17 protein-coding genes and 1 pseudogene are annotated in these 17,277 nt (G+C 42.5%); all 18 read left to right on the top strand.

Going from position 1 to position 17,277, the window contains the following annotated elements; genetic code table 11:
* Positions 1–8 precede the first annotated feature (8 nt).
* The 18 genes and pseudogenes from IEE86_RS17400 (at position 9) to lysS (ending at position 17,055) form a co-directional block, all read left to right on the top strand.
* Complete coding sequence (locus tag IEE86_RS17400) at positions 9–746, top strand: vWA domain-containing protein (protein WP_191098307.1); 738 nt, start codon at positions 9–11, stop codon at positions 744–746.
* On the top strand, positions 730–1,737 hold the full coding sequence (locus tag IEE86_RS17395) for a protein kinase domain-containing protein (protein WP_191098335.1): 1,008 nt from the start codon (positions 730–732) through the stop codon (positions 1,735–1,737). Before IEE86_RS17400 ends, IEE86_RS17395 begins: the two co-directional genes overlap by 17 nt.
* A 96-nt stretch (positions 1,738–1,833) precedes the next feature.
* A pseudogene (gene tilS, locus IEE86_RS17390) lies at positions 1,834–3,256 on the top strand (tRNA lysidine(34) synthetase TilS).
* Positions 3,253–3,792 (top strand): hypoxanthine phosphoribosyltransferase, encoded by a 540-nt coding sequence (hpt, locus tag IEE86_RS17385; RefSeq protein ID WP_008357399.1) that lies wholly within the window; start codon positions 3,253–3,255, stop codon positions 3,790–3,792. The pseudogene tilS and the gene hpt overlap by 4 nt, the downstream one beginning before the upstream one ends.
* Positions 3,793–3,887: 95 nt before the next feature.
* Positions 3,888–5,789: an ATP-dependent zinc metalloprotease FtsH gene (gene ftsH, locus IEE86_RS17380; RefSeq protein WP_191098305.1), complete on the top strand. Its 1,902-nt coding sequence runs from the start codon at positions 3,888–3,890 to the stop codon at positions 5,787–5,789.
* Positions 5,790–5,951: 162 nt separating this feature from the next.
* Complete coding sequence (locus IEE86_RS17375; RefSeq protein ID WP_191098304.1) at positions 5,952–6,728, top strand: type III pantothenate kinase; 777 nt, start codon at positions 5,952–5,954, stop codon at positions 6,726–6,728.
* Positions 6,729–6,742: 14 nt separating this feature from the next.
* Positions 6,743–7,618: an Hsp33 family molecular chaperone HslO gene (hslO, locus tag IEE86_RS17370; protein ID WP_191098303.1), complete on the top strand. Its 876-nt coding sequence runs from the start codon at positions 6,743–6,745 to the stop codon at positions 7,616–7,618.
* Positions 7,619–7,659: 41 nt separating this feature from the next.
* A complete protein-coding gene (locus tag IEE86_RS17365) occupies positions 7,660–8,568 on the top strand; it encodes a peptidyl-prolyl cis-trans isomerase (protein WP_191098302.1) in 909 nt (302 codons plus the stop codon).
* A 77-nt stretch (positions 8,569–8,645) separates the two neighbouring features.
* The gene (cysK, locus tag IEE86_RS17360) at positions 8,646–9,569 is read left to right on the top strand and encodes a cysteine synthase A (protein WP_191098301.1); all 924 of its coding nucleotides are present in this window, start codon (positions 8,646–8,648) and stop codon (positions 9,567–9,569) included.
* 124 nt (positions 9,570–9,693) lie between these two features.
* Positions 9,694–11,112, top strand: coding sequence for an anthranilate synthase component I family protein (locus IEE86_RS17355; protein WP_191098300.1), 1,419 nt, complete (start codon positions 9,694–9,696; stop codon positions 11,110–11,112).
* Positions 11,113–11,125: 13 nt separating this feature from the next.
* Entirely contained in the window at positions 11,126–11,719 is a 594-nt protein-coding gene (gene pabA / locus IEE86_RS17350) for an aminodeoxychorismate/anthranilate synthase component II (protein ID WP_191098299.1), read from the top strand.
* Positions 11,716–12,564: an aminodeoxychorismate lyase gene (gene pabC / locus IEE86_RS17345; RefSeq protein WP_191098298.1), complete on the top strand. Its 849-nt coding sequence runs from the start codon at positions 11,716–11,718 to the stop codon at positions 12,562–12,564. The genes pabA and pabC overlap by 4 nt, the downstream gene beginning before the upstream one ends.
* A 9-nt stretch (positions 12,565–12,573) precedes the next feature.
* Positions 12,574–13,431, top strand: a complete 858-nt coding sequence (gene folP / locus IEE86_RS17340) for a dihydropteroate synthase (RefSeq protein WP_191098297.1) — start codon at positions 12,574–12,576, stop codon at positions 13,429–13,431.
* A complete protein-coding gene (gene folB / locus IEE86_RS17335) occupies positions 13,424–13,786 on the top strand; it encodes a dihydroneopterin aldolase (RefSeq protein ID WP_191098334.1) in 363 nt (120 codons plus the stop codon). Before folP ends, folB begins: the two co-directional genes overlap by 8 nt.
* Positions 13,783–14,286, top strand: coding sequence for a 2-amino-4-hydroxy-6-hydroxymethyldihydropteridine diphosphokinase (folK, locus tag IEE86_RS17330; RefSeq protein ID WP_191098296.1), 504 nt, complete (start codon positions 13,783–13,785; stop codon positions 14,284–14,286). The genes folB and folK overlap by 4 nt, the downstream gene beginning before the upstream one ends.
* Entirely contained in the window at positions 14,238–14,471 is a 234-nt protein-coding gene (locus tag IEE86_RS17325; protein WP_191098295.1) for a helix-turn-helix domain-containing protein, read from the top strand. The genes folK and IEE86_RS17325 overlap by 49 nt, the downstream gene beginning before the upstream one ends.
* Positions 14,464–15,465, top strand: a complete 1,002-nt coding sequence (gene dusB / locus IEE86_RS17320; protein WP_191098294.1) for a tRNA dihydrouridine synthase DusB — start codon at positions 14,464–14,466, stop codon at positions 15,463–15,465. The genes IEE86_RS17325 and dusB overlap by 8 nt, the downstream gene beginning before the upstream one ends.
* 90 nt (positions 15,466–15,555) lie before the next feature.
* Entirely contained in the window at positions 15,556–17,055 is a 1,500-nt protein-coding gene (gene lysS, locus IEE86_RS17315; protein WP_191098293.1) for a lysine--tRNA ligase, read from the top strand.
* The last annotated feature ends 222 nt before the right edge of the window (positions 17,056–17,277 follow it).

The following is a 17,277-nucleotide window of genomic DNA, read 5'->3' as shown; positions in this document are numbered from 1 at the left end:
GAATGAAGATGCGAAAAGGTCACGTAAACCAAATCCTATTGATTACAGATGGCTGCTCAAATCACGGGGAAGATCCACTTGCGATTGCCTCATTGGCAAAGGAACAAGGGATTACAGTCAATGTCATTGGCATTATGGAAGAAAACAGACACGATCATGAAGCAATGAAAGAGGTAGAGGGGATTGCTCTCGCAGGCGGAGGCATCCATCAGGTTGTGTACGTGCAGCAATTGTCTCAAACGGTACAAATGGTTACAAAAAAGGCGATGACACAAACTTTGCAAGGTGTCGTCAATAAAGAATTGCAGCAAATTCTCGGCAAAGATGCAGACATTGAAGAGCTTCCGCCTGATAAACGCGGAGAAGTGATGGAGGTTGTCGATGAGTTAGGTGAGACTGTTCATCTTCAAGTGCTCGTGCTTGTTGATACAAGTGCAAGTATGAAACCGAAGCTGCCGACCGTCAAAGAAGCACTCATTGATCTCTCCATTAGTTTAAATTCAAGAATTGGTGAGAATCAGTTTGGGATGTGTGTATTTCCCGGGAAAAACTCAGATGCAGAAATTGTGTTGAATTGGACGCCTCGATTCGATTCATTATCATCTATTTTCCCAAAGCTGACCACTGGAGGAATTACTCCGACTGGGCCAGCGCTCCGAGAAGCACTCCAGCATTTCAAATCCGTTCGTTCACGTAGAGGGCTACTTGAAGCAAAGGAAGAGCATGATGATGAATTCGGCTTCTAACATCCCGCTGGGCACGGTGATTAAAGGGAAATGGCACCACCATCATTACCGCATTGTAAAAGAGCTGGGAAAAGGGGCGAACGGTGTTGTCTATCTAGCCGAATCGCCAAACGGGCAAGTGGCCCTTAAAGTGAGTGATGACAGTATGCTCATTGCATCTGAAGTCAATGTATTAAAATCCTTTTCAAAGGCTCCTGTGAAAACCATGGGGCCTTCTTTTTATGATATGGATGATGCCATTTATCCTGGCATGCCTCAAAAGCGTTCATTTTATGTGATGGAGTATGTCAGAGGGCCGCTGCTGCTCGAGTTCGTTAAACAAAAAGGTGATGAGTGGATCGTCGTCTTAATGATTCAGCTTTTGTCTAATCTGGCTCATTTACATAAGGAAGGCTGGATATTTGGGGACTTGAAGCCAGATAACCTCATTGTTTCAGGTCCTCCAGCTGCTATTCGGTGTATTGACGTTGGAGGAACAACGAAGGCAGGCAGAGCAATCAAGGAATATACCGAGTTTTTTGATCGAGGCTACTGGGGATTTGGTACAAGAAAGGCAGAACCTTCCTATGATCTATTTGCCTTAAGTATGGTGATGGTGAACTGTGCGTATAAAAAGGAATTCAAAAAAGGGGCAGAACCAGAAAAGCAGCTTTATCGAGCGATTGAAGGACATCCTTTATTAAAACGATATGAAAGGGTGTTGAAGGCAGCCCTTCAAGGTAAGTACCAATCAGCGGGAGATATGAAGCGTGCCATGCTGAAAGAAGGACAGCTGCTCGCTTCAAGAAAAACACCCCAAAGGAAGCAAGCACAAAAAAAGAGGCAAAAGCAAGCTGTTAGTCAACATCAGCAGGTGACTTCACGATCGAGAGTTGCTGCGGCAAAAAGAACGTCAGTACGCAAAAAATCTGGCGGGCTTTTTGAAACTATTCTCATCGTGTGCAGTGTACTCGCTCTTTACTGTGCATATGTGGTTTTATTCCTATTGTAGAGCTGTAAAAAAGCAGGCTTCTTCTTTGCTTGGAGCTACTGAAAGTGATAGGATATGTATATCTTTAAATTACCTGCTCTTTGCGAGGAGGCAGTTGTGAATAGAATTGAATCTTTTTTGAAAAAACATGATGTTTTCCTTGAAAATACGACAGTCATTGTCGGGGTTTCCGGCGGACCGGATTCTATGCTTTTACTGCATGAACTAAACAAGCGTCGAAAAGGTTCCTTTCAGCTGATTGCAGCCCATGTAGATCACATGTTCAGAGGAGAAGAATCCTTTGCTGATTTGGCCTTTGTTGAAGCTTACTGCAAGGAGCAAGAGATCCCTTTGAAATCGGCCCGCATACAGGTCACCCAATATGCAAAAGAAAACCGCTTAAACAAACAGGCAGCTGCAAGAGAGTGCAGATATGCTTTCTTTCGTCAATTGATGGAGCAGTACAATGCGCAATTTATAGCGCTTGCACATCATGGAGACGACCAAGTAGAAACAATGATGATGAGGCTGACGCGAGGGACTGTTGGGATAGGCCTCGCAGGTATACAAGCAAAACGACCTTTTCAAGAAGGTTGGCTGATTCGTCCGCTGATTGGATATTCTAAGGACGAAGTGCTAAAAGCTTGTAAGCAAGAACATGTTCCCTATGTCATTGATCAAAGCAATCACACAGATGACTACTTGAGAAACCGGATAAGAAGACACATTCTTCCCGTGTTAAAGGAAGAGGCGCCTCATGTACATGAAAGCTTTCAGTTTGTAAGTGACATGCTGACTGAGGATGAGCAATACTTACAGGCATTAACAAAGGAACAAATGAACCAAGTGATAACGAATCAATCGCCTAAGCAAATCGAGATCAAAACGAAGCCTTTGCTTGACCTGCCTTTGCCTTTACAAAGAAGAGGCATTCAACTAATATTAAACTATCTTTATGAAAACACTCAATCAGCGTTTTCAAACCAGCATATTCTAGGGACTTTGGACTGGTTATCTCATACGGAACAACCGTCTGGATCATTAGATTTGCCAAAGGGTTTACAAGCTGTCAAGTCTTATGACCACTGTATGTTTACCTTTGAACGATCGCTTGTAATAGATCCGTCCTATACCCATCGCTTAAAGGGTGAGTTAGGAGAGGAGCTTTTTCTCCCAAATGGACAGTCTATCGTGGTATCAAATCAAGTTCCGAAGGATGCACGGGACGGGAATCATTTTTTCTTGCTTCAAAAAGATCATGTTCGTCTCCCTTTGATCATTCGCTCACGAAAAAATGGTGATCGAATCAAACTTAAAGGGATGAATGGATCAAAAAAGGTGAAGGATATATTTATTGATAAAAAAGTGCCTCTTGCAGAAAGAGACAGCTGGCCGATCGTCACTGACTCGGATCATCAAATCATCTGGATACCAGGTCTGAAAAAATCCGTTTTTGAAGAAATTGATATGACAAACAGCGATCTCATTGTATTACAATATAGACAGCACGAAAATTTGTAGGGGGCAAGCAAAAGCATGAAACAAGATATTGAAAAGATTTTGATCTCAGAAGAAGAGATCCAGCAAAAAGTGAAGGAACTGGGTGCAACATTAACCAGCGATTATGATGGTAAATTTCCCCTGGCTATTGGTGTTTTGAAAGGGGCTCTTCCATTCATGGCAGACCTGATCAAACACATTGATACATATTTAGAACTTGATTTTATGGATGTATCTAGCTATGGAAAGTCTACCGTATCTTCTGGAGAAGTGAAGATCATCAAGGATCTAGATACTTCTGTTGAAGGAAGAGATATTTTAATTATGGAAGATATCATCGACAGTGGGTTAACTTTGAGCTATCTGGTAGAGCTTTTCCGATACCGTAAAGCAAACTCCATTAAAATTGTGACATTGCTTGATAAACCAAGCGGCCGCAAAGCAGACATCAAAGCAGATTATGTTGGATTTGAAGTGCCAGATGCATTTGTTGTCGGCTATGGATTGGATTTCGCTGAACGTTACCGAAACCTCCCGTATATTGGAGTGTTAAAACCATCTGTTTACGAAGGCTAATCAGCATGCGTATACATGAGGTTATTGGTTGTATTGGAATGATTTTCTATGATACTATTGAACATAGTTGTGCTTACTGTGGGAGGAGGTAAGGAATGAATCGGGTTTTTCGTAATACGATTTTTTATATACTTATTTTATTACTTGTAATAGGGGTTGTTAGTTGGTTAGGATCCCCTAATCAAAAGCCTGAGAACATGTCTTACAGCAAATTTTCGCAAAATTTAAGTGCGGGAAAAGTGGAGAGTATCTCCATTCAGCCTGTAAGAGGGGTTTATGAAATTCGCGGTCAATTAGATGGCGCGAAGAAAGATGAATACTTCATTACCCACGTTCCAGATGGTCAAGGTGTTGACCAAATTTACAGTGCACTGAAGAATACAGATGTAAAAGTAGAACCAGCACCTGAAACAAATGGATGGTTGCAAGTTTTGACAACCATCATTCCGTTTATCATCATCTTTATCCTGTTCTTCTTCTTATTGAACCAAGCTCAGGGCGGTGGAAGCCGAGTCATGAACTTTGGTAAAAGTAAGGCAAAGCTTTACACAGAAGAGAAGAAGCGTGTGAAATTTAAAGATGTTGCCGGTGCGGATGAAGAAAAGCAAGAGCTTGTAGAAGTAGTAGAATTCCTGAAGGATCCGCGTAAATTTGCGGAGCTTGGCGCAAGAATCCCTAAAGGGGTTTTACTAGTAGGACCTCCAGGTACAGGTAAAACGTTGCTTGCGAGAGCATCTGCAGGAGAAGCAGGCGTTCCTTTCTTCAGCATCAGTGGTTCTGACTTCGTCGAGATGTTCGTCGGTGTCGGTGCATCACGTGTACGTGATTTGTTCGAAAATGCGAAAAAGAATGCACCTTGCTTAATCTTTATTGATGAGATTGATGCAGTTGGGCGTCAGCGTGGAGCAGGTCTTGGCGGCGGTCATGATGAACGTGAACAAACGCTTAACCAGCTTCTTGTTGAAATGGATGGTTTTAGTGCCAACGAAGGGATTATTATCATCGCTGCGACGAACCGAGCAGATATCTTAGATCCTGCATTGCTACGTCCGGGACGTTTTGACCGTCAAATTACGGTTGACCGCCCAGATGTCATTGGCCGTGAAGAAGTACTGAAGGTTCATGCGAAAAACAAACCGCTTGATGATACAGTCAACTTAAAAGCCATTGCAAGCAGAACACCAGGGTTCTCTGGAGCAGATCTTGAGAACTTACTAAACGAAGCAGCACTAGTTGCTGCCCGTCATAACAAAAAGAAAATCGATATGCGTGATATCGACGAAGCGACTGACCGTGTGATCGCTGGACCAGCGAAGAAAAGCCGTGTCATTTCGAAGAAAGAACGTAATATCGTGGCTTACCATGAAGCAGGTCATACTGTCATTGGACTGATCCTAGACGAAGCGGATATGGTGCATAAAGTAACCATCGTTCCTCGTGGTCAGGCAGGCGGGTATGCGGTTATGCTTCCAAGAGAAGATCGTTATTTCCAAACGAAGCCAGAGCTTCTTGATAAAATTGTCGGATTACTCGGCGGTCGTGTTGCAGAGGAAATTACATTTGGTGAAGTAAGTACAGGCGCTCACAACGACTTCCAGCGTGCAACAGGCATTGCAAGAAGAATGGTGACGGAGTTCGGTATGTCTGATAAACTTGGTCCGCTTCAATTCGGTCAAGCACAAGGCGGTCAAGTGTTCCTTGGTCGTGATTTCAACAACGAGCCGAATTATAGTGAAGCGATTGCTTACGAAATTGACCAAGAAGTTCAGCGTTTCATCAAGGAGAGCTATGAACGTGCGAAACAAATTCTCACTGAGAATAAAGATAAGCTAGAAATCATCGCACAAGCCCTTCTAGAAGTTGAAACATTAGATGCTGAGCAAATTAAATCTCTTTACGAAACTGGAAAGCTTCCAGAGCGTATATACGCAGATGACGAAGAGAAAAACGATGATGTGAAAGTAAACATCAAGAAAAAAGAAGATGAGGAGATTTAATCTCCTTCTATGAAAGCTGCCGGGATCACCGGCAGCTTTTTTTATTTCAATTCGTGAATGGATCGGTTTCGAATTGTTTACAAATGGAACTCGATTCGTGTATGGTATGATAGAAAGTCGAAAAATGATCTTTTTGAGAAACTATTCAAAGTGGTGATGAAGTTGTTACTCGTGATAGATGTAGGAAACACAAATACCGTTTTAGGTGTTTATCATAAAGGCGATCTAAACTACCATTGGCGAATTGAAACAAGCCGTCATAAAACAGAAGATGAATTTGGTATGGCCATCCGGTCTTTATTTGACTATGTCGGGCTGATGTTTGACCAAATAGAAGGGATTATCATCTCCTCTGTTGTCCCGCCAATGATGTTTGCGCTAGAAAGAATGTGCGAAAAGTACTTTCACATTTCACCCCAAATTGTAGGGCCTGGGATGAAGACTGGATTAAACATTATGTGCGACAATCCAAAGGAAGTTGGTGCTGATCGAATTGTCAATGCGGTGGCGGCGATTCATCTATATGGGGCGCCTCTTATTGTGGTAGACTTTGGAACAGCCACAACCTACTGCTATATCAATGAACAAAAACAATACATGGGTGGAGCCATTGCACCGGGTATTACTATCTCAACAGAGGCTTTATATACAAGAGCGGCTAAGCTGCCGAGAATTGAAATCGTCCGCCCAGATCACATCGTTGGAAAAAATACCATTAGCGCGATGCAATCAGGTATCCTGTATGGATATGTCGGCCAAGTCGAGGGAATAGTGAAACGGATGAAGCAGCAAGCCAAAGAAACACCGAAAGTCATTGCAACAGGCGGTTTATCTACATTGATTGGAAATGAATCAGACTGTATTGATATTGTCGATCCGTTCTTAACATTAAAAGGACTCCAATTAATTTATGAACGTAATCGTGTCGGTGTACTATAGGAGGTTTAAATCAAATGGATTACTTAGTTAAAGCGTTAGCATATGACGGTAAAGTCCGTGCATATGCTGCAAACACAACAGATACAATCAATGAAGCGCAAAGAAGACACCATACGTGGCCAACTGCGTCAGCAGCGATTGGGAGAACCATGACGGCTACAGTCATGATGGGTGCTATGCTCAAAGGCGAGAATAAGTTAACCGTCAAAATAGAAGGCGGCGGACCAATCGGAGCCATCATCGCTGATGGAAATGCAAAAGGCCAGGTTCGCGGATATGTGTCTAACCCACAAGTTCACTTTGACTTAAATGAACATGGCAAGCTAGATGTCAGACGTGCAGTTGGCACAACAGGAACACTAAGTGTTGTGAAAGATATTGGGCTGAAGGATCATTTTACAGGACAAACGGAAATCGTCTCAGGTGAAATTGGAGATGACTTCACTTATTACCTAGTCTCATCTGAGCAAGTACCTTCCTCTGTAGGTGTAGGCGTCCTTGTCAATCCAGACAACTCGATTCTCGCAGCAGGTGGTTTTATCATACAATTGCTACCTGGAACAGAAGATGCAGTCATTGAAAGGCTAGAAAAACGTTTATCAACAATCGAACCAATTTCTAAACTCATTGAAAAAGGAATGACACCAGAAGAAATTTTAGAAGAAGTACTTGGTGAAAAACCTCAAATTTTAGAAACTGTACCTGTCGAATTCTCTTGTAATTGCTCAAAAGAACGGTTTGCTAATGGCATTATCAGCCTAGGACAAGCCGAAATTGAGGATATGATTGAACAAGATGGACAAGCAGAAGCTCAATGCCATTTTTGTAACGAAACGTATGTATTTACAAAAGAAGAGCTAGAAGAGCTACGTGAAGAAATAACCCGCTAAGCTCTAAGCAGCGGGTTTTCTTTTTAGAAAGGAGACGAAAGATGAGACTAAAAGCAAGAGTGGTATGGACATTTATCCTTGTGTTGCTCATGATCAATGCCGTTGTCATTGCATATGTATTAACAAAGTCACAAATGTCACAGGCTTCTACAAGCGGGAAGAGCGGCGAAGAAATTGCGTCCATTGGAAAAGAGAAGGTGACGCGTCAGGAATGGTTAAAGAAGATGGAAGACCGCTACGGAAAGGCAACACTTGAACAAATGATCAATCAGAAGGTGGTCAATCAGCTTGCCAAGGAAAACAAGCTGGAGGTGTCTTCAAAAGAGATCAATCGTGAATTACTCATGCTTAAAGCGGTTTCTAATAATTTCTACGAAGATGGACATACAAGTGAAAAGGAATGGAAAGAGCAAATTCGTTATCAAATTTTATTAGAGCAGCTCTTAACGAGAGACGCCGTCGTTTCTGAAAAAGAAGCCAAAGCCTTTTATGAAAAAAACAAGGACCTGTATCAATATGATGATTCATACCGTATTCGCCATATCGTCGTGAAGACAAGAGGCGAGGCAGAAAGCGTGTTGAAGGATTTAAAAGGCGGATCTAGCTTCGAAGCCGTGGCGGCTGAACGCTCGATTGATCGCTACACCTCACCCTATGGCGGAGATCTTGGCTTTGTGACAGAAGAGCAAGAGAGTATCCCAGCCCTATACATACAAGAAGCCCAAAAGCTTCAACCAGATGAATGGACGAAAGAGCCGATAGAGACCAAAAATGGGTATGCCATCATTCAATTAAAAGAAAAATTAAATGGCCGTTCCTTCTCCTATGAAGAAGTCAAAGATCAGATCAAAAGACAGATCGCCATGGAAGATCTAGGTGAAAAGGCGAATGTCAAAACCCTGTGGAAAGAAGCAAAAGTCACATGGTTTTACGATGGAGAGCAGGACTAAAAGCATTGACAAAATTTTTTGAAATTGATAATTTAATATTAATACAATAAAATTACTCGGAGATAGAGGTGTTAGTGATGGCTCGTATTGCAAATTCAGTTTTTGAACTAATAGGAAATACACCAGTCGTTAAATTAAACCGTTTAGTAGAAGAAGACAGTGCGGATGTCTACTTGAAACTTGAATATATGAACCCAGGCAGCAGTGTGAAAGATCGTATTGCGTTAGCAATGATCGAAGATGCTGAAGCAAAGGGTATATTAAAAGCTGGCGACACGCTCATTGAGCCTACAAGTGGAAACACGGGAATCGGTCTTGCGATGGTAGCGGCAGCTAAAGGAATCAATGCGATATTGGTTATGCCAGACACAATGAGTCAGGAGCGCCGCAACCTTTTACGCGCTTACGGTGCAGACCTTGTATTAACACCAGGTGCAGAAGGAATGAAAGGTGCTATCAAAAAAGCGGAAGAGCTGGCAGAAGAGCACGGTTATTTCATGCCTCAGCAGTTTAGCAACGAAGCCAATGCGGAGATTCACCGCCGCACAACTGGAAAAGAAATTCTTGAACAGTTTGATGGTGAGCTTGATGCGTTCATTGCAGGTGTTGGCACGGGCGGGACGATTACAGGGGCTGGTGAAGTCCTGAAAGAAGCCATCCCATCTATTCAGCTTTATGCGGTAGAGCCAACAGATTCTCCGGTCTTATCAGGAGGAAAGCCAGGTCCGCATAAAATTCAAGGAATTGGAGCAGGGTTTGTTCCTTCCATCTTGAATACAGAAGTATATGACGGCATTATCCAAGTGAAAAACGAAGATGCATTTGAGCTTGCAAGAAAGGCAGCAAAAGAGGAAGGAATCCTTGGCGGTATTTCTTCAGGAGCAGCCATTTACGCAGCGCTTCAAACAGCGAAGAAGCTTGGTAAAGGGAAAAAAGTGTTAGCGATCATCCCAAGTAATGGAGAGCGTTACCTCAGCACACCTCTTTATCAATTCGATTAAACCACTCACCCCAGCATTTGCTGGGGTTTTTTCATGAATTCTGAAGATGGAAAGCAAATACTATTTTCTAAATAAAATGGATTGCATTACAATAAGATTAATGAAAATGAAAAAGGATGATAACATGACACAACGCAGGCCGATGGGCATCAAAATTCCTTTTGCGAAAGATGCATTCTTGAAAAGATACGAACAACTAGCTGCACATGAAACACACCATGTCCTCCTTGAAAGTGCACGTGGCGGAACATACAGCATTGCGGGCATTCACCCCATTGCTAAAGCGAAGGGGAAAGACGGGATGACAACCATCCATTATCAAGATGAGGTGCTGTTTAAAGAAGGCGATCCATTCAGAGCCTTTACGGAGTGGTTCCAAACCCTTCACACTGAAACGAACGAGGAATACCCTGACTTTCAAGGCGGGGCGATTGGCTTTTTAAGCTATGACTATGCAAGATATATCGAGCATTTTAAGATGCTGTCAATTGATGACCTTAACACACCTGATCTGTATTTCCTCGTGTTTAATGATGTTGCGGTCTTTGATCATGAAGAAAATGTGCTATGGCTGATCACTCACACAGAGGGAGCAGAACCTGTGAGTGAAGCTCATCAAAGACTCGAAGAATTGAAGCTAAGCTGGACAAGTACTTCAGAAGAATCCGTACAATCACCTGTCAGTGTATCTTCTTCAGAATTTGTGCCAGCAGCACCTTTTACTGAAGAAACCTTTGGAGAAGCAGTAGAGAAAATTAAGCAATATATCGCAAACGGTGATGTGTTCCAAGTGAATCTATCCATCAGACAAGACGAACCGCTTCATACTCACCCGTATGATTTATACAAAACATTACGTCAAGTGAACCCATCTCCTTATATGTCTTATCTGCACACGCCTGATTTCCAGATTGTTTGTGGATCTCCAGAGCTGCTTATTAAGAAAAAAGGCACTCAACTAGAAACAAGACCGATTGCCGGCACAAGATCACGAGGCAAGGACGATGCTGAGGATCAAGCGCTGGCAAAGGAACTCATTGAAAATGAAAAAGAACGGGCAGAGCATGTAATGCTCGTTGATCTTGAGCGAAATGACCTTGGACGCGTGTCTACTTACGGCTCTGTAAAGGTGAATGAGTTTATGGCCATTGAAAAATATTCACACGTGATGCACATTGTATCGAATGTACAAGGGGAGCTGCGTGCTGAATGTGATGCAGTAGATGTCATGCATGCAGTATTCCCAGGCGGAACGATCACTGGTGCTCCAAAAGTGAGAACGATGGAAATTATAGAAGAACTTGAGCCAACAAGACGTGGGCTTTATACTGGATCTATAGGCTGGTTTGGATTCAATCAAGATATGCACTTTAATATCGTCATTCGTACGGCATACTGTACAGAAGGCAAAGCCTTTATGCAGTCAGGGGCTGGTATTGTGATTGATTCTGTATCAAAGCACGAATATAAAGAATCCATTAAAAAAGTCTATGCAGTAAAAAAAGCATTACAGCTGAGCAAAGAAGAGACTATTTTGAGTTAGAGGTGAGCAGAGTATGATATTAATGATTGATAATTATGATTCATTTACGTACAACCTGGTCCAGTATTTAGGAGAGCTTGGAGAAGAATTGATCGTGAAACGGAATGATCAAGTAACCATTCAAGAAATCGAAGAGCTTAATCCAGATTTTCTGATGATTTCTCCAGGGCCATGCAGTCCTGATGAAGCGGGAATTAGTATGGAGGCAATCAAGCACTTTGCCGGAAGCATTCCGATCTTTGGTGTGTGTTTAGGTCATCAATCCATCGCGCAAGTCTTTGGCGGAGATGTGATCCGTGCAGAGCGGTTAATGCATGGTAAAACGTCAGAGATTGAACATGACGGCAAGGGAGTCTTCACCGGACTCCAAAATCCGCTCGTCGCCACGAGGTATCATTCATTAATTGTGAAAAACGAGACGCTGCCGGAGTGCTTTATCGCAACAGCTAGCACAAAGGAAGGCGAGCTCATGGCCATTCGCCATAAAGAACTGCCAATTGAAGGTGTTCAGTTCCATCCTGAATCCATTATGACGTCCTTCGGAAAAGAAATGCTTAAAAATTTCATTGAAACCTATCGTAAAAAGGGGCATGAAGTAAACGCATGATCATTTATCTGAACGGTCAGTATATAGAGGAGAAAGACGCGACTCTTTCTCCTTTTGATCATGGTTTTCTATATGGCATCGGTGTATTCGAAACATTTACCAGCCTGGCAGGACAAGTTTTCCTGTTAGATTGGCATCTTGAAAGGCTCAATCAATCGTTATGTGACCTTTGCATCGAATCCACAATAGAGAAACCATTTGTACTCGACATCATTCATACCTTACTGAACAAAAACCATATAGCAGGTGGTCATGCGAGAATTCGCCTCAACGTCTCTGCGGGCAGAGGTAGAGGTAATGGATTTTCTGCAGATCCTTATGAAGAGCCTGTCGTTTTCGTCATGATCTCTCCATTCCGGCCCGAATCTATTTTAGATGAGAAGCAGGGAGTCATTCTTCAAACGAGGAGAAACACACCGGAAGGGCCAAGACGCCTCAAGTCTCATCATTATATGAACAACCTGCTCGCTAAAAGAGAAGTAGGGAACGACCCGTCGATAGAAGGCATCTTTTTAACAAAAGAAGAGGATGTGGCAGAAGGAATTACCTCGAATGTATTTTGGCGAAAAGAAGATGTGGTCTATACACCGTCACTTGATACAGGTATCTTAAGCGGGGTAACCCGTCGATATTGTATAGAGATGCTTCATGCTATGGGGGCCTCGCTGGAAGAAGGGCGGTACCCAGTGTCACATTTACTATCGGCTGATGAGGCATGGATGACCAATTCTGTCCAGGGAATTGTGCCTTTCGGGCGTATAGGAGAGACTGTGTTGACAAACCGAACGATCTCAACACAGCTGAGAACACAATATACAAAAGAACGTCTAGAATATAAAGAGTAGGTGGACACAATGACACAACAAGTGATAAAACAGCCTAAAATCATACAAGCCAAGCACCACACCCTTAGTTATGAAGAAAAGACATTGGTCATGGGCATTTTAAATGTCACACCTGACTCTTTTTCAGATGGAGGAAAGTTTAATCAAATAGATAAAGCGCTAGCTCATGCAGCGCAGTTGATGGAAGACGGAGCACATATCATCGATATTGGCGGAGAATCGACTCGGCCGGGAGCGGCACTTGTCTCAGAGCAAGAGGAGCTTGCAAGAGTGATTCCAGTGATTGAGAAGATCACAAAAGAATTAGACGTGCCTATTTCCATTGATACGTATAAAGCCCGTGTCGCAGATGAGGCGGTGAAAGCGGGAGCCTCCATCATTAATGATGTATGGGGAGCAAAAGCTGATCCTCAAATGGCACATGTGGCAGCGAAGCACAATGTGCCAATCATTTTAATGCACAATCGACCAGAGCGAAATTACACACACCTGATTCCAGATATGATCGCAGATTTGAAAGAAAGTGTTCAAATTGCCAAACAAGCGGGTGTCCATGATGACATGATCATATTAGATCCAGGTGTCGGATTTGCGAAAAATAAAGAGGACAACCTGATGGTCATGAATGAGCTCGAACATTTTTGTCATCTTGGTTATCCGCTGCTTCTTGCTACATCTCGAAAACGATTCATCGGCGCTGTCTTAGACCTGCCGCCTGAAGAACGTACAGAGGGAACGGGGGCCACGGTCTGTCTTGGGATTCAAAAGGGCAGTGCGATGGTTCGTGTACATGATGTGAAAGAAATTGCGAGAATGGCAAAAATGATGGATGCCATGCTGAATAAAGGAGGCGCTTATCATCGATAAAGTATATGTAAACGGTATGGAATTTTACGGCTATCATGGAGTATTTGCTGAAGAAAATAAATTAGGGCAGCGATTCCGTGTAGACTTAACAGCTTCACTTGATTTAAGCAAAGCAGGACAAACGGACGACTTAAACGAAACCATCAACTACGCAGAGCTCTACCAAATCTGCAAAAGCATTGTAGAAGGAGAGCCGGTTAACCTTGTTGAAACGCTGACAGAAAGAATTGCAAACCAAGTGTTAAAGGACTTTCATGCAGTTCAGGAATGTACAGTGAAGGTGATTAAGCCAGACCCGCCAATTCCAGGACACTATCAGTCCGTTGCCATTGAAATGACGAGATCACGCACATGAACAATACCGCATACATCGCTTTAGGTTCGAACATCGGTAAAAAGGAAACCTATCTAAAAGAAGCAGTCAAAAAACTGCACGAACACCCAGATGTTCAAGTGGAGTCGATTTCATCTATATATGAAACAACACCGGTAGGCTACGAGAACCAAGATGACTTTTTGAATATGGCTGTGAAAATTTCCACCTCGCTTCGTCCAGAAGAACTGCTAGCACTTACTCAGAACATTGAACAAGAGTTAGGCAGAACAAGAGAAGTGAGATGGGGTCCGCGAACGGCTGACCTTGACATTTTACTTTATAATCGTGAAAATATTGAAACAGAACAACTTGTAGTGCCGCATCCTAGAATGTACGAACGTTTATTCGTTCTTGTTCCGATGAGTGAGATTTGCCCAGAAATCGGCGAAGTACAAATAAATGCCGTAACAGACCAAGAAGGTGTTAGCATATGGAAAAAGACATATGGGGTAGAAGAATTCGTGCATACCGAAAGCTAAAAGGGTATACTCAGGAAGGGTTCGCCAAAAGACTGGGTATCTCTGTCTCTGTCTTAGGAGAAATTGAGCGAGGCAATCGATTACCAACAAACCAAATGGTTGGTCAAATAGCAGATGCTTTAAATATAACGGTGGAAGAACTTTCACCAATACTCGAAGAAGAAAGGAGGGGGAAAGATGTTTAAAATCGGAGATATCGAGATAAAAAACAAAGTGGTGCTCGCACCAATGGCTGGTGTATGTAACTCTGCTTTCAGACTCACTGTCAAGGAGTTTGGAGCAGGCTTAGTCTGCGCAGAAATGGTCAGTGACAAAGCGATTCTGATCAACAATGCCAGAACGATGGGAATGCTATACATTGATGAACGTGAAAAGCCTTTGAGCCTTCAAATATTTGGAGGAGAAAAGGACACACTCGTAGAAGCGGCAAAGTTTGTAGACCAGCATACCACGGCGGACATTATTGATATCAATATGGGCTGTCCTGTACCGAAGATTACAAAATGTGATGCAGGAGCGAAATGGCTGCTTGATCCAAACAAGATTTATGAAATGGTCTCAGCTGTTGTAGAAGCAGTAGACAAACCTGTTACGGTAAAAATGAGAATGGGCTGGGACGAAGACCATATCTTTGCTATTGAAAATGCCCGTGCTGTTGAACGAGCAGGTGGACAAGCTGTTGCACTTCACGGCCGGACCCGCGTGCAGATGTACGAAGGGACAGCGAATTGGGATATCATTAAAGAGGTAAAACAATCTGTTTCAATTCCTGTGATCGGGAATGGCGATGTCAAAACCCCTCAAGATGCAAAACGAATGCTTGATGAAACAGGTGTGGATGCTGTCATGATCGGAAGAGCCGCACTAGGAAACCCGTGGATGATTTATCGTACGGTTCACTATTTAGAAACGGGCGAACTGAAAGAAGAACCAAACGTGCGTGAAAAAATGTCTGTGTGCAAACTTCACTTAGACAGACTCATTGACCTGAAAGGCGAACATGTCGCTGTCAGAGAAATGAGAAAGCATGCAGCGTGGTACTTAAAAGGTGTCCGAGGCAACGCAGACGTTAGAAATCAAATCAATCAAAGTGAAACGAGAGCGGAGCTTGTACAAGTTCTTGATGACTTTACGATCGAAGCCGAGGCAAAAGAGCTTCAAAGTATAAAAGTAGGATAAGACTATTTTTCTTTTTGTAGCTCACTGCTAGTGCGTGTACTGGCAGTTTTTCTGCTTTTCTCTGCAAAATACATTATTGGAGTGATATAAATGAGTAATGAAGGGCTTAATAACGAAGAATTAAATGACCAATTCCAAGTTAGACGTGACAAAATGAATAAAATGAGAGAAGAGGGTATCGATCCATTCGGTGAACGATATGACCGTTCTCATCAATCTGCGCAAATTATTGCCGAATATGACGAGTTTTCAAAAGAAGACTTAGAAGAAAAAGCGGCTCAAGTAACAATCGCTGGCCGTATGATGACAAAGCGTGGAAAAGGAAAAGCTGGCTTTGCACACATTCAAGATTTAGAAGGGCAAATTCAAATCTATGTTCGCAAAGATAGTGTAGGAGAAGAAGCCTACGAATTATTCAAAAGCTCAGATCTAGGCGATATCATCGGTGTAACAGGAACTGTGTTTAAAACGAATGTAGGAGAACTTTCTATTAAAGCGTCTAGTTTTGAGGTTCTCACAAAAGCACTTCGCCCGCTTCCTGATAAATATCACGGATTAAAGGATGTAGAACAACGCTATCGTCAGCGCTACCTTGACCTGATTGTCAATCCAGAAAGTAAGCAGACGTTCATCATGCGAAGCAAGATCATTCAATCCATGAGAAGATACTTAGATTCTAAAGGATACCTAGAAGTTGAAACACCAACAATGCATAGCATCCCTGGTGGTGCATCAGCACGTCCTTTCATTACTCACCATAATGCACTTGATATGCCGCTTTATATGCGTATTGCGATCGAGCTACACTTAAAACGCCTAATTGTCGGTGGTCTAGAGAAAGTATACGAGATTGGCCGTGTATTCCGTAACGAAGGTGTATCAACTCGTCATAACCCAGAATTCACTATGATCGAGCTGTACGAAGCTTACGCAGATTACAAAGACATCATGAACCTAACTGAAAACCTGATTGCTCATATTGCCGAAGAGGTTCTAGGGACAACAACGATTCAATACGGAGAAGATGAAATTGACCTCAAGCCTGAATGGAAGAGACTCCATATGGTTGAAGCGGTCAAAGAAGCAACTGGTGTAGATTTCTGGCAGGAGATGTCTGTAGAAGAAGCGAAACAGCATGCTGCTGATCACGGAATTGAAATCACGAAAAACATGACAGTGGGTCATATCATCAATGAGTTCTTCGAGCAAAAAGTAGAAGAAACATTGGTTCAGCCTACATTTATTTATGGACACCCAGTGGAGATTTCTCCTTTAGCGAAGAAAAACCCAGAAGACCCTCGCTTCACAGATCGCTTTGAGCTATTTATCGTACGCCGTGAGCATGCAAATGCATTTACAGAGCTAAACGATCCAATTGATCAAAGAGAACGCTTTGAAGCTCAATTAAAAGAACGTGAAGAAGGAAATGACGAAGCGCATCTAATGGATGACGATTTTGTTGAAGCATTAGAATATGGTATGCCGCCAACAGGTGGACTAGGAATCGGTATTGACCGATTAATCATGCTATTAACAAATTCTCCATCAATCAGAGATGTACTGCTTTTCCCGCAAATGAGAAACCGTTAATACATCAATCAAAGCGCCATGTTATCCGTGGCGCTTTTTATTTTTCATAAAATGAAACTTTTTTTAAAAAAACTATTGCAAGGAAAGAATCAAGATGGTATATTATTATTCGTTGCCGCAAAACAGCAATGAGGTTAAAAAAAGAAATTGAAAAAGTTCTTGACTTTAACCGATACGAAATGTTAAGATATTAAAGTCGCTTACGAGCGATAACGAACATGA

Source organism: Bacillus crepusculi (genome assembly GCF_014764715.1).
GTDB lineage: Bacteria > Bacillota > Bacilli > Bacillales > Bacillaceae > Bacillus.
Note: the sequence above shows the minus strand (reverse complement) of the source record. Positions and strands in the feature narration are given on the sequence as shown.